The 13,433-nt window shown below is 55.9% G+C and carries 9 protein-coding genes; 1 reads left to right on the top strand and 8 read right to left on the bottom strand.

The genetic code is table 11. The features are described from left to right. Positions 1 to 106: 106 nt before the first annotated feature. The 5 genes from HY29_RS08295 to HY29_RS08275 all read right to left on the bottom strand — a co-directional run bounded on the left by HY29_RS08295 (position 107) and on the right by HY29_RS08275 (position 6,186). Positions 107 to 1,360 (bottom strand): dicarboxylate/amino acid:cation symporter, encoded by a 1,254-nt coding sequence (locus tag HY29_RS08295; RefSeq protein WP_241765170.1) that lies wholly within the window; start codon positions 1,358 to 1,360, stop codon positions 107 to 109. 129 nt (positions 1,361 to 1,489) lie between these two features. Further along, on the bottom strand, positions 1,490 to 3,106 hold the full coding sequence (locus HY29_RS08290) for an N-acyl-D-amino-acid deacylase family protein (protein WP_051601329.1): 1,617 nt from the start codon (positions 3,104 to 3,106) through the stop codon (positions 1,490 to 1,492). A 59-nt stretch (positions 3,107 to 3,165) separates the two neighbouring features. After that, entirely contained in the window at positions 3,166 to 4,161 is a 996-nt protein-coding gene (gene dgcA, locus HY29_RS08285; protein ID WP_034795491.1) for an N-acetyl-D-Glu racemase DgcA, read from the bottom strand. Beyond that, positions 4,134 to 5,156 carry an N-acetyltransferase DgcN gene (dgcN, locus tag HY29_RS08280; RefSeq protein ID WP_034795487.1) on the bottom strand — a complete coding sequence of 341 codons (1,023 nt, stop codon included), beginning with the start codon at positions 5,154 to 5,156 and terminating at the stop codon, positions 4,134 to 4,136. Before dgcN ends, dgcA begins: the two co-directional genes overlap by 28 nt. Positions 5,157 to 5,259: 103 nt before the next feature. Next, positions 5,260 to 6,186, bottom strand: coding sequence for a LysR family transcriptional regulator (locus tag HY29_RS08275; RefSeq protein ID WP_081811297.1), 927 nt, complete (start codon positions 6,184 to 6,186; stop codon positions 5,260 to 5,262). 416 nt (positions 6,187 to 6,602) lie between these two features. Between HY29_RS08275 and HY29_RS08270 the strand changes: the two genes are divergently transcribed. Further along, complete coding sequence (locus tag HY29_RS08270; RefSeq protein ID WP_206741943.1) at positions 6,603 to 9,500, top strand: TonB-dependent receptor plug domain-containing protein; 2,898 nt, start codon at positions 6,603 to 6,605, stop codon at positions 9,498 to 9,500. Between the two features lie 150 nt (positions 9,501 to 9,650). Here HY29_RS08270 and HY29_RS08265 read toward each other — a convergent pair whose 3' ends face one another. The 3 genes from HY29_RS08265 to HY29_RS08250 all read right to left on the bottom strand — a co-directional run bounded on the left by HY29_RS08265 (position 9,651) and on the right by HY29_RS08250 (position 13,305). Next, positions 9,651 to 10,016, bottom strand: coding sequence for a nuclear transport factor 2 family protein (locus HY29_RS08265; RefSeq protein ID WP_034795481.1), 366 nt, complete (start codon positions 10,014 to 10,016; stop codon positions 9,651 to 9,653). Between the two features lie 37 nt (positions 10,017 to 10,053). Further along, on the bottom strand, positions 10,054 to 10,863 hold the full coding sequence (locus tag HY29_RS18820; protein WP_162176695.1) for a nuclear transport factor 2 family protein: 810 nt from the start codon (positions 10,861 to 10,863) through the stop codon (positions 10,054 to 10,056). 135 nt (positions 10,864 to 10,998) lie between these two features. Beyond that, on the bottom strand, positions 10,999 to 13,305 hold the full coding sequence (locus tag HY29_RS08250; RefSeq protein WP_034795478.1) for a TonB-dependent receptor: 2,307 nt from the start codon (positions 13,303 to 13,305) through the stop codon (positions 10,999 to 11,001). Positions 13,306 to 13,433: the final 128 nt, after the last annotated feature.

The following is a 13,433-nucleotide window of genomic DNA, read 5'->3' as shown; positions in this document are numbered from 1 at the left end:
AAAAACATTTCCAGTCCAACTGGACTTTATTTTCTCGCTTCGCGGTCATTCCTAAGCCCCCCGAAGGAGCTCCCCCGAAATAATGATTTTCGTAATGAAATCAGAGCTATTCCGTCGGTGCGGCGCGGTAGGTATCCTCGTCTATTTCTTTCTCCCATTTCGCCACCACAGTCGCGACACTGAGGTCACCGGTGATGTTCACGACAGTGCGCGTCATGTCGAGAATGCGGTCAAAGGGTAGAATGAACCCGACGACCAGCGCCGTCTGCTCCGGGCTCATACCAATCGTCTCCAGCACGGCCGCAAGCAGGAATAGCGAGGCTGACGGCACAGATGCCGTACCGACAGAGACAAGCGTCGTGGTTAGGCCGATCAGAATATAATCAGTCAGATCCAGGGGAATGCCGAAAGCTTGCGCCGCAAAAATGGTGACCACACCGACATAGAGCGCTGTCCCATCCATATTGATCGTCGCGCCGAGGGGAAGAACCGAAGATGCGACGGCCGGCTGAATACCAAGATTGTGCTCAGCCGCCGACAGGGTTGCCGGCAGAGTCGCCGAGCTGGATGACGTAGAGAAGGCCACGAGTTGGGCTTCCCGCGCGCCCCGCAAAAAGGGCATCACCGGCAAGCGCGCCAGGAACTTCACAAGGAAAGCCTGCGTCAAAACGATCTGCAAGGCACAGCCAAGCACAACCACCAGGGCCAGGAAGAACAGATAGATAAAGGTCTGTGGCCCATTCGTGCCCATCACCACAGCAATGAGAGCAAAGACACCAAAGGGCGCAAACTCCATGACAATGCCGGTGATGCTGAGCATCAGATCCGACCCGGCCTGAAAGGCGTCCGCCAGAATCTTTCCCTTCTCCCCGATCAGCAGCAAACCGGTGCCCGTCAGCAGCGCAAAGAAAATGATCGCCAACAGGTCTGCCTGGGCGAAGGCGGCAAATGGATTGACGGGTACAATCGCGAGCAACCGGTCTTTCAGCGCGATAGGCGCCTGCAGCTCAGCCGGGGTCGCGCCGGATAGGTCAATTCCTGCACCGGGATGGATGAGTACGGCCAGGACGAGGCCAATCGTGATCGCCGCCACAGTGGTGATCATATAGAGCGCAATCGCCCTGCCCCCGATGGAGCCAAGGCGCTTCGGGTCGTCCATTGAAACGACACCGGACACCAAAGTCACAAAGACCAGCGGCACAATCAGCATCTTGATCAGGCGGACAAACAATTCCCCGATCCAGGCGATCGACTGAATCGACTCTCCCGCAAGTCCTCCAACAAGCGCGCCGAGCACGAGTGCAATCAGGATCCGCTTCCACAGCACCATATCAAACCAGAAGGACATTGCTTTACCCATCACAGACGGACTCCTCATTGAAATGGTAAATTCGCGCAGCATCCCGCCAGACAATCTGACATCGTGTACACGGATAAAAAGAATGGCCCTCAATTGCGTGAACAAATGAGGGCCAGTCTTGTAGAAAGCTTATTCGCAAGTGCCTTCAGTCGGCATGTGCTTCAGGCCACGCCCCGGCGCAGAATTGACCGGCTCGCCATCCCGCACGGCGAACTCCCCATTCACCAGAACGTCGACGACACCAACAGACAGGATCTCCGGTTCGAGGAATGTCGCACGCGGCGCATAATTCTCCGGATCGAACACGACGATGTCCGCATAATAGCCATCCTTCAGATAGCCACGATCTACCAGACCCAGAGAGTCAGCCACCAGGCCGCTGCTGGAATGCACGAACTCGGTTGTCGTGATCGTCTTTTCCTTCTTCACATATTTCGCATATTTGGTTGCGTAGCTTGCATACTTACGAGGGTGGCCGCCAGATGCATCAGAAGAGGTCATCACCCAGGGCTGTTGCATGAAGCGCTTCACATCCTCTTCACTCTGATTGAAAGAGGCAAGCCCCGCGCCTCCCTGTTCCAGCACGCGGATAGCCGCTTCGACCGGATCGACATTCCAGTCTTCACTCAAATCCTGCAGGGTCTTGCCGATCCATTCATCCTTAGTGCTGTTGGACAGCAGCAGGCTATCCGGCCCGCCGCGGCGGCGCATGTTCTCAGTCATTGCCGCGCGGATTTTGGGGCCATCTTCCGCATCCCGCAAACGGGCGATCATGGCCTCTTCACCCCCGACCTGGGCCCAGCGCGGCAGAAGGGACGCTGAGACGCTGGTGCCGGATGCGACCCATGGATACTGGTCAGCCGTGACCGTCAGGCCTTCAGACTGGGCAACCTCCACCAGATCAATAACATCTGTGCTTTGTCCGTGCACATCAACACCAAGTGCCTTTAGGTGCGCGATGTGAAGCGGGATGCCTGTTGCATCACCAATATCAATAACTTCCTGAATGGCCCCCAGAAGGCCGACTGTGTAGGAGGATTCATCGCGAATGTGGGAATCGTAAAGCCCGCCTCGCGCGGCGGCCTCCTTGGTCAGTGCGATTACTTCTTCTGTGGTTGAATAGCTCTGCGGGGAATAGAAAAGCCCCGTAGACAGGCCGAACGCCCCTTCGCACATGCCCTGACTGACAAGACCTTTCATTGTGCCCAGTTCGTCCGCATCCGGCGCCCTGTCCGAATAGCCAAGCACCATGCTGCGCACAGCGCCGAAGCCAACATAGGCCGCCACATTCGGTCCGACGCCTTTTTTCTCGGCATTGGAGAGCGTTTCCCCAATGGCAGGATGCCCGGACCCGTCAACGCCGACAAAAACAGTTGTCACGCCCTGCATGATCGCCGGCAGGATCAAGCTCTTGTCGGGGTCATTCGCCCAGGGCGTGATATCACGATCATAGTGTGTATGCGGATCGATGAAGCCCGGCGCGACATACTTTCCGGTCACATCCAGAGACACAGGCGCGCTATAGTTCGCCTCTTTTGCGTCCCCCACAAACACGATCCGATCATCCACAATCGCGACGTCAGCAATACGCGCGTCGCCAAGTGTGCCGTCATAAACGGTGCCGTTCAGAAGCAGGATGTCCGCTTCCTGCAAAGGCACTTCGACCGGACTGGTACAGCCGGCCAGCAGGATCGCAGGGAATGCATACTTAACCCCCAATGAGCCGAATTTTCTCAATCGTGGCATATTCTGCATTCCGTTCTTCCTTTCGTGAGAATGTATAGGTCTCGGATATTGGTGGACATCTACAATAACGGCACTGCTTCCGCTGTACCCCAAAAGCCGGGTTCAGGTGGCATCATCCATCCATCTTTGACGGAAACACCACCAGTCCGGTCATTCTTTAACCAGACTGGACCATCCAGATCGATGTAATCAGCCTGCATGGCAATCTGCAGGGCGGGAACTATGGAGAGTGAACTGCTGATCATACAGCCCACCATGATGCCGAACTTTTTCTCCCGCGCCGCCTGAAGTAGCCTGAAAGCCTCCGTCAAGCCGCCCGTCTTGTCGAGTTTGATATTCACAATGTCATAGAGGCCGCTAAGCCGGTCCAGATCATCCGAGGTGTGACAGGATTCATCTGCGCAAACAGGCACACGGCGCACAAGCTCTGCCAGACGCGCATCTTCAGAACTTGGCAAAGGCTGCTCGACAAAAGCCACACGCAACTCTTCGAGAAGAGGCTGCAGGGACTGCAGCAGCTTAATGTCCCAGCTCTCATTGGGATCGACAATCAAGTCAGGATTTGGCGCAGCATGGCGGATAGCGCGCAGACAGGCTTCCACATCACCTGCGTCCAGCTTCACTTTGACAACAGGCGCGTTCGCAAGTCTTTTCGCCTGGCGCCCCATCGCGTCCGGCGTATCGATGCCAATCGTCAGTGCCGTGGCAACCGGCTTTAGCCCGCAGAGTGTTGTGGGTGCTTCACCCAGTTTGCTCTCAAGATCCCACAGCGCACAATCCACCGCATTGCGCGCCGCTCCGGCAGGCAATGACTGCTGCAACTCGGTACGGGTCAGGCCCTTACCAAACGCATCGCGAATGCCTTCGACTTGCTTTGTCACGCTCTCAAGCGTCTCGCCATAGCGTGCATAGGGCACAGCTTCCCCGCGCCCGAATACGCCACCAGCCTCAACCGTAACCTCGACGACTTCGGCAACTGTCCGGACACCACGAGATATCCGGAACGGCGTTGCGAGTGGAAAAGACTCTATGCGAGTTCGTAGCTCTCGAAGCATTCCAGCAACCTATCTGTGATCTTGTTGACACCCATCGCGACCGGATCCTGGCATGGCAGGCCAAGCTCGGCCTCGATTTCCGAACACACGCGTTGCGCCTCATCGCCGTCAACATTGGATGTGTTCAGAGCGACGCCCACGGCCTTGACGTTCGGATTGGTCAGACGCGCAGCCTTGAGATTGGTTTCAAGACAATCCTTGAGCTGAGGAAGCTCCCGCCCTGGAATGCCGCGCATGTGCGCCCGGCCCACTTCATGACACAGAACCAGCGCATCAGGCTGGGAGCCGTGGAGCAGGCCCATGGAGACACCCGCAAAAGATGGATGAAACAAAGAGCCCTGCCCTTCGATCAAGTCCCAGCCACCATCTTCGCGTGCAGGAGAAATCCATTCAGCTGCCCCGGAGATGAAGTCCGCGATCACGGCATCAATCGGCACACCAGATTGCGCGATAAATATGCCGGTCTGGCCTGTCGCGCGAAAATTTGCGTTTACGCCGCGCGCTTGCAGTTCCTTTTCCAAAGCCAAAGTAGTGTACATCTTGCCGACAGAGCAATCCGTACCCACCGTAAGAAGACGACGGCCTGCACGCGTGCGGCCATTACCAATAGGCAGTTTGGCCGGGGGCTCGCGCACATCAAAAAGCTGTCTGCCAGTTTCGGCCGCAGCCTTACGGATTTCTTCGTGAGAGGAAAGCCGTTCGTGTAATCCGGACGCAACATTCAGGCCTGCCTTCAGGGCGGCCACCACATCGATCACCGCCTGAGGCCCGAGCACACCGCCCGCATTGGCAACCCCGATGATGAGCGTTTTCGCGCCATTCTTTACCGCTTCCTCAAATGAGTAATGGTCCAGACCGACTGTCAGCGTACAGGCCTCCCCCCGGTATTCTCCGACGCACAGTTCAGGGCGCCAGGCCGCAACACCCCGGGATGTCTTGACGGATAGCGGCTCCGTGGAGTTGCCGAGGTAAAGTAAATAAGGAGAAGGAATCATGGAACACTCGTTAAGGTGAAGTCATTGCGATCAACTTCCCCTATGATTGCGGTTCCGGCCCTTCAGGAAAATTTCAAAGGTAGAGGTCACTCATAACCTTCATCTATGCCCGATTGCGCGTATCCTGCCGCGCATTCTTGATTGTCTTCTGAAGTACGGAGATGAATTTCTTGGCCGGACCGGACAGCGGGCGGTCCTCCAGATGAACACAATGAATGTCAAAAGTGGGCCTCTGCTCCAGCATGCGAAAGTCCATTTCCTCTGACAGACTAGCCCGCGCGGTGAACTCATCAACCACAGCCACGCCCGCCCCTCTCTTCACCAGAGAGGCCGCGACATAATATGTCTGCACCGAAATGCTGGCCGTTTTCCCATCACCCCCGGCTATATCATTCGTGAAAATGGTGCCGACCGTCCCGGTTCCGGACAGCCTGATTAGGTCACGGCCTTTCAGCATATCCAGCGGAATTGTCTCCGGCGGGTCCGGCATGTCTTCCTTCCGGAACAGAAGGACCAGTTCGCCTGAGCCGACTTTCATGGATGCCAGGCGCGGATGGTGAGGCGCGTCATGCGTAAGCGCGAGGTCTGTGTTTCGCTCATAAAGTGAACGCAGGATGTCTCCATTGTGAAGCGTCTGTATCTCGAAAGCTATGGCTGGGTTGGCCTCGTGAAACTTCGCCACCGCACTCGGCGCGATCTCCAAACCGAGAGAGGGCAAGGCCGCAAGACGCAAACTTCCCGCTGCGCCACGGCGAAGATTCTTGGCAGTCTCCTGAAGGGACTCGACCCGCATATAAAGCTCGCGGGCCTCCTGAAACAGCACATGCGCTTCCTGGGTTGGAACCAAACGCCCTTTTACGACGCGGAACAGGGTGAACCCGATACGGCTCTCCGCATGCCGAAGAACTTTGCTGACGGAAGGCTGTGAGACATTCAGTGCCCTGGCAGCGCCGCTAACCGAGCCCGTCTGGTAGACCGCATTGAAAACTTCCACATGCCGCAGGCTCATGATCTGCCGACTCTCAGACATCAGACATTCCCCAATTCACACCGTCTAAAAAACACCCGTCACCTCCCCAGAATGCACCAGCCCATGACTTTAGGCTATGGGTGAGCAAAGTCTCAGAAATGTTACGTCCATTGACGCACAGGCCCTTCCGGGTAGCCTGTAATTGGTTACCACAAGAACAGAACCAGCAAAAGCTGGGAGTTAAAAATACTCAGGGGTTCTTCGGGAGGAACCATTAAAAAAAATACGCGAAAGGATAGGTCTATACTTTTTTGAATACTTGAATGGCAGCCTTCTGTCAGGATCTTATCTCGGAATTTTATGGGCTTTCTCCTCCGCATTATTCTTTCGGGACGTTCGCGTCCCAAACCGCAACAGGCGCAGCCGTGCCTGAAATCGGGGCACTTGCCTCATGTGAATGTCACCAAGGGGGTCACATGTCATCTTTTATGAAACCGTACCGAACACCACGACGGACTGGTCTGGTTGCGGGCGCATCTGCGTCAGCGATCATCCTGTCAATCGGCCTGGCCGGACCGTCCTACGCACAAGTCAGCCCAACCGCTGAAGACGCGACACCCACCTCCACACCAGAGGCCGCCGGGGAAGCTGAACGTACATTCGAGGCGGTGACCGTTACCGGATCGCGCATCGCTCGAAGCGGATACGAATCTCCGACGCCCCTCACAGTCCTCGGGGAAGAGGAAATCAATGCCCGCGCTCCGGCGAACGTCGCTGACTTTGTCAACGAGATCCCGTCTGTAGTAGGCAGCGCCACACCAGGCACGTCCAACCTCTCGATCAGTTCGGGTACGGCAGGCCTCAACAGCATCAACCTCCGCTCTCTGGGCGCCAACCGCACACTTGTCCTGCTGGACGGACAACGCTCTGTTGGCTCCATCATCACCGGCGCGGTGGACGTGAACACTTTCCCGCAGGGATTGATCAAGAACGTTGAAATCGTAACGGGCGGTGCTTCCGCTGCGTACGGCTCTGATGCTGTCTCAGGCGTCATCAACTTCATACTCGACAAGGAGTATGAAGGCTTCAAGGGCTCCGTTGAAGGCGGCCAGACGACCTATGGCGACGACACGGCATATCGTGTGAACCTGACCGCAGGCACGGCCTTCGGCAATGATCGCGGCCACGCTATCTTTAATGCCGAACTCACAGACCGCGAAGGCATTTACGGCATTCCGCGGGATTGGAACAATAACGGCAACTATATCATCAACAGCCCGTACTACACGCCCGGAAGCGGCATGCCGGAACGCCTGCGCGTCAGACATGGCGGGCTGAGCATCGCGACACCTGGCGGCCTGATCGTCAATACAGACCTGCGGGGTACGTATTTTGGTGTCGGCGGCAGTGTGAACCAGCTGGCCTATGGTGAAACCCGTGACCCTTGGATGGTCGGCGGCGACTGGCAGTATACTCAGACCAATGACAAACAATCCCTTCACGCGGATGAGCGCCGCAAAGGCCTGTTCGGTCGCGTCAGCTGGGATCTGACAGACAATATCGAGGTATATGCCCAGGCCTCCTGGAACAAGCATGCCTCCCTGGGCTGGACCGGCGTTCAGGCAAACCAAGGCAATGTTGTCATCCAGTCTGACAACGCCTTCATTCCGGAATCTGTACGCCAGCAACTGGACGATCTGGGCATCTCCCAGTTCCGTATGGGCACGACCAATGCTGACATTCCTCTACGCAAGACTGACAATGAGCGCGAAGTGACGCGTTATGTCATCGGTGCAGAAGGCAATTTCGACATGTTCCAGCGCAACTGGAACTGGGATGCCTATTTCCAGCGCGGCGAAACCGATGCCACTGTCATGGCACGTGACATTACAAACAATGCCCGTTTGGCAATGGCGCAGGATGCTGTCTTTGATCCGAACACAGGGGATATTGTCTGCCGTTCCACACTGACAGACCCAACAAATGGCTGCATCCCCTTCAATCGTATGGGCATTGGCGTAAACAGCCAGGCCGCCGTTGACTACATCATCGGAAATCCTTATCGCGATGATCACTTCGAGCAGGACGTATTTGCCGCGAACATTGCCGGCGATCTGATGGAAATCTGGGCCGGCACGGTCTCTGTTGCGGCTGGTCTGGAACACCGCCGCGAAGAAGTCTCCGGCTATGTTCCAGAAGAATACCAGAGTGGTTGGTTCGTCGGAAACTACAAGCCAAGCTTTGGCAGCTATGATGTGACCGAAGGCTATGTCGAGACGCTCATTCCACTTGCGGAAGGCCTGAACTTCAACGGCGCTATCCGCGGAACAGATTACAGCACATCCGGCTACGTTACGACCTGGAAGGCGGGCCTGACCTATGAACCCATCCCGGATGTCCTCTTCCGCGTAACGCGCTCCCGCGATATCCGCGCGCCCAATCTGGCTGAACTTTTCCAAGCTGGCTCCACGCGCACGAACAATTTGGTGGACCCATTCAATGGTAACCAGGTTGTGCAATTCCGCGAGACCGTCACGGGCAATCAGGCACTTGATCCGGAAGAGGCTGATCAGTGGAACCTCGGTTTTGTCCTGCAGCCGCGCTACATTCCGGGTCTCAGCTTTTCGGCAGATTATTACACCATCGAGATCAATGGCTCGATTGGCTCTGTCGACGCCCAGACAATTGTCGACCGCTGCTATGAGGGCGCCGAGGAATACTGCGCGGCAATCGTCCGGGGACAAACGGCAGGCGGCGCGAGCGCGATCGAATCTGTCAGCGTCAGCCCGTTCAACTTCGCAACTGTGAAGGCTCGCGGCGTGGACCTGGAAGCCACCTACAGGCTGTCTATGGATGACCTCGTCGACAGCTGGGAAGGTGATATGATCTTCCGCTTCATGGGCACGCATTACCTGGAAAACTATGTCAATAATGGCATCGACACGCCAACCGACACAGTGGGACAGAATATTGGGGATGGGCCGCCAGACTGGCTCTACCGTATGAGTGCCACCTATGATGCAGATCCGTGGAGCATTCAGCTGGCCGCCCGCGCAATCAGTGAAGGCGTGTACAACAATTCCTTCATCGAATGCACCAGCGGATGCCCGGTCTCGACGGCAGATAACCGTACGATCAACAACAACCATATTGATGGTGCGTTCTATGTGGACCTGTCCATGAACTACCGGATGCAGATCGGCGGCGCGGAAGTTAACCCGTTCTTCCGCGTCACGAACCTGCTGAATGAAGACCCGGCCATCGTGGCCTATGGTCCGGGCGGCAGCGCATATGGCAGCCCGTCCACGAACCAAGGCCTGTACGACTATCTCGGTCGCACGTTCCGCGTAGGCTTCCGCTTCAACTTCAACTAAGTTCGTCCCCCACCCACCTGAAACAGCCCGTCATCATTGGCGGGCTGTTTTACGTTGCGGCTCAGGAATGCATCGCATCTCTCAAAACCCGCGATCATAAAAAAGGGCACGCCCATCAGACGCGCCCTTCTTCAGACAGAGTTGAGAAGCCTAGCGCAGGGAGGCCAGCGGCGTCGGGTCCAGAAACTCCTCGATACGGGCAATCTTGTCGTCTTCTACCAGAACGACAGCAATCGCATCTGCGGCCAGCTTTGTGCCGTCATGCGTCTCGACGCGCAGGACATGCTGCTGCAGGAACCCACCCGGAATCTCAACAAGGCGCTTGATGTCATAGTGACGCGACTTCGTCTTCTCCAGAATGTTCTTGAAGGTCGCCATGTTCTGATCGACCGTCTGCGTTCTGCCATCATAATTATGCCAGATGCCAGCATCGGGCTTGAAACAGGAGCGCGCGCCCGGCTCATCCCCCGCTTCCAGGTACGCCTTGAATTTGTTTGCGAGATCGAGACTGCTCATCATGTATTCCTTTTACTGAGTTTGGGGCGTCAGGCGACTACTGGTTCAGCAGCTCTTCGACATAAGGCGGCAGGGTTTCACCGGTGCGGCTTTTCTCGCCGATCTCCGGATTGAAGTAATCTCTCCAGCCGACGACCTTGTCGCCTTCGAACTCAAAGACACCCATATACGGCGTGCGCACGCGATTGCCGTCCGCATCCACGAAATCATCTGCACCCTCAACCATCAGAAGGTTGCCAGTTTGAGAGTGCCGGAAGATCTTCCAATTGATGTCATGCATGCCTGCGCCAAATTTTTCGAGGAAGGCGCGCAACTCATCCGGGCCGTTCAGAGGGCGGGAGCCGACACGGTAATGATACTGAACATTGTCTGCGACATGAGACAGAACGCCATCAATGTCCTTGCGCTTCCATGAGGCGATGATGTCTTCCACAATACCGATCAGTTGGTCATCCGCCGAAGTCGGCATGCCCATCTCGCTGAGCAGTTGGTTGCGGTCATAATATTCACGCCATTCAGCAACATGGCCATCTTCAATGACCAGCACGCCAACCACCGGCACAGACCCATGCTTGCCATTCACATCGAAATCATCGACGCGCTCCAATATTACGGTGTTGCCTTTGACAGCCACCGTTTTCAGCTGCAATTCCAGGCGTGTCGCACTGTTCAGCAAAGCTCCCATATGGGCCCGCAGCGCATCGCGCCCGACAATGGGGTCCTTCATCATGGAGTGGAGTTCGCCCTCTGGCGCGAAGGAATTGACGATCCCATCCACATCCAGTTCGTTCCAGGCTGTCACCATTTCCATCGCGACATCCAGACTTTCCCGTTCCACTTGTTCCATTTGCGTCTCCTCATGCACTGCCGTCGACTGGCACCCGGCCAGCAGCAGTGTTCCTATCAGTGCTGTTACAAATAATCTTCTCATGCTGGCGTACCTTTTTGAAAGAGGGGGATGTATCGCATGCGCGAGACCGGATCAGAATTTGTACCCGAGTGAAATGCCATACGTCCGCGGCGCGCCGAGAGACGAGACCTCATCTCCAAGGAAAGCGATAATGTTCGTGCGGTACAATTCGTCCGTGATGTTCTTGCCCCAGATGGAGAAGGTCCAGTCGGCATCCTGCGGTGCGAACGTAACCCGGCCATCAAGCAGGCCATAGGCATCTTCCTGCTGGAAATTGTCCGGCAGCCACTGCATCTCTCCCTGATAGGCATAGCTGAGGCGCGCCGTGAGAGCGTCCTTGTACTTCAGGAAGTCTGTGGTCACCTCACCGCCAATATTGAATTGGTAATCTGGTGTACGCTGCAATTTGTTCCCGGAATTGTCGAGGCCATTTGAATCTACAAAGTCCTCATATTCAGTGTCGAGCAGGGTCGCGGCGCCGAACAGCAACAGATCATCGGTTACCACCCACTGAACCTCTGTCTCAATACCCGTAATGTTCGCATCGGCAGCGTTATCGGTGATAATGCAGAGACAGCCATCATCGGTCTGGGTCACCTGAAGGTCTTTATACTTCATGGAAAACACGGCCGTGTTGATACGGGCGCGCCCATCCAGAAGGTCCAGTTTCAGACCCAGCTCCATGTTTTGCACAGTTTCCGGATCGTATGGCTTTGTTGCAGCTGCGGGATTAGCTGGCGTATCTTCGAAGCCGCCGCCCTTATACCCATGCGAGTAGGTTGCATAAGCCATGACCACATCATTCGGAGTCCATTCCAGAGTGGCCTGCGGGGTCACTTCCTCTGTCGTCTGAGAGTATGGAACATTGGTGAATGGTGTGATCAGCGGTGACTGGGGAACTGTATCATTCGGATTATAAATATCCCCAGTGCTCACCTGAATGCCTGAGACTTTTCCACTCTTCTCATCACGGGAATAGCGGACGCCAACTGTCCCGCTGAACTGTTCATTGAATTCATACCCGATCTGGCCGAATACAGCCTGACTGCTCGTCTCGCCATGATTATCCCAATGGGATTCGCCGGATAACGTGCTCAACGCCGTAAGGGGAACCTGGCCAAGATATTTATCGAACTTTTCGACCCGGTCTTCCTGGAAATACGCTCCGACCAGCCAGTTGAAGGCGCCGTCACCATTCGACAGCAGGCGGAATTCCTGCGTGTACTGGTCAATCGATTCATCTTCCAGGATAGGGAAGGAAAAGGCCAATGGTGTTGGGGTTGCAATACCGTTGCGATAGCCAAGCCCCGTCTGGTCTACGAAATTATAGGCATCTGCAGTGCGGTAGCCGGAAATGCTCTTGAACGTTGCCCAGTCGCCAATGCCTTTTTCAATATCCAGCGTGAAACCAATCGCCTCGCGCCGCAATTCCTGGCCACGCTCCGTCAGCTCTCCTGCAAAGAAGTATTTCTGCGGGAAACTTTCACGCACATCCAGACCGCCAACGATTGCGGCAATGGCATCCCGTGTCGCACTCCAGGGCCCCTGGCCAGGCGCGTTCGGATCATCAATGGCAACCCGGTGGATGCCGTTTGACTCATCATCGGAATAGTCGAGAACGGCGCGGACACTCAGGTCGCCTTCAGGTTCCCACAGCAATTGCGCGCGGGCCTGAATGGAATCCAGATTGTCCAGATCCTCGCCGGTCAGGAAATTCTTGTTGTACCCGTCATGCTTACGGGACTGAAAGGACAGGCGGCCAGCCAGCGTTTTCGTGATCGGGCCGGTGATATGTCCATTGAACAGGGTGGAATCATAATTGCCGAACTCTGCGGTGAATGCTCCGCCGGACTCAAATTCAGGCTTGGCCGTATAGATGCTGATGGCACCGCCAACCACATTGCGGCCGAGCAGAACGCCTTGCGGCCCGCGGACAACTTCCACCCGGTCGACATCAAAGAAGTCAGAGTTCAACAGGCCCGAACGCCCGACATAGACATCATCAATGAAGATACCGATGGATTGGTCAGCCGAAGGTGAGTCCAGGCGCGTATTGGTGATACCGCGAATGTTGAATTCCTGGTCGAGTGGAGAGTTCTCTGTATAGCTGAGAGAGCTGATGCTTCGTGCCAGATCCGAATAACTCAGCACCCGGTCTTTTTCCAGAGAGGCACCTGAAACAGCAGAAACGGCAACCGCCGCGTCCTGAAGGGTCGACTCCCGGCGCTGGGAAGTAATCAGAACGGTTTCCAGTGTGCGTGAAGTTTCAGCGCCCTCTTCTTTCTTGTCCTTTGTTTCCTCCGTTTGGGCATTCGCGCCCAAAGCCAAAACAGCAGCGATGGCGATCGCACTGGTGATCATTCTTGTGGTGCTGCGCATTCCTGATTCTCTCCCTTTCGCCTCTTTTTCGAAGCTTGTTTTGCGAAGCGCGGCACTGAGACGAAGAACATCTGGCGCGCTTTGTGATATTTGCTACGGCGGCCATGTTGGTTTGTCAATGCAAGTTA

It is taken from the genome of Hyphomonas beringensis, assembly GCF_000682755.1.
In the GTDB taxonomy this organism is placed as follows: Bacteria; Pseudomonadota; Alphaproteobacteria; order Caulobacterales; family Hyphomonadaceae; genus Hyphomonas; species Hyphomonas beringensis.
Note: the sequence above shows the minus strand (reverse complement) of the source record. Positions and strands in the feature narration are given on the sequence as shown.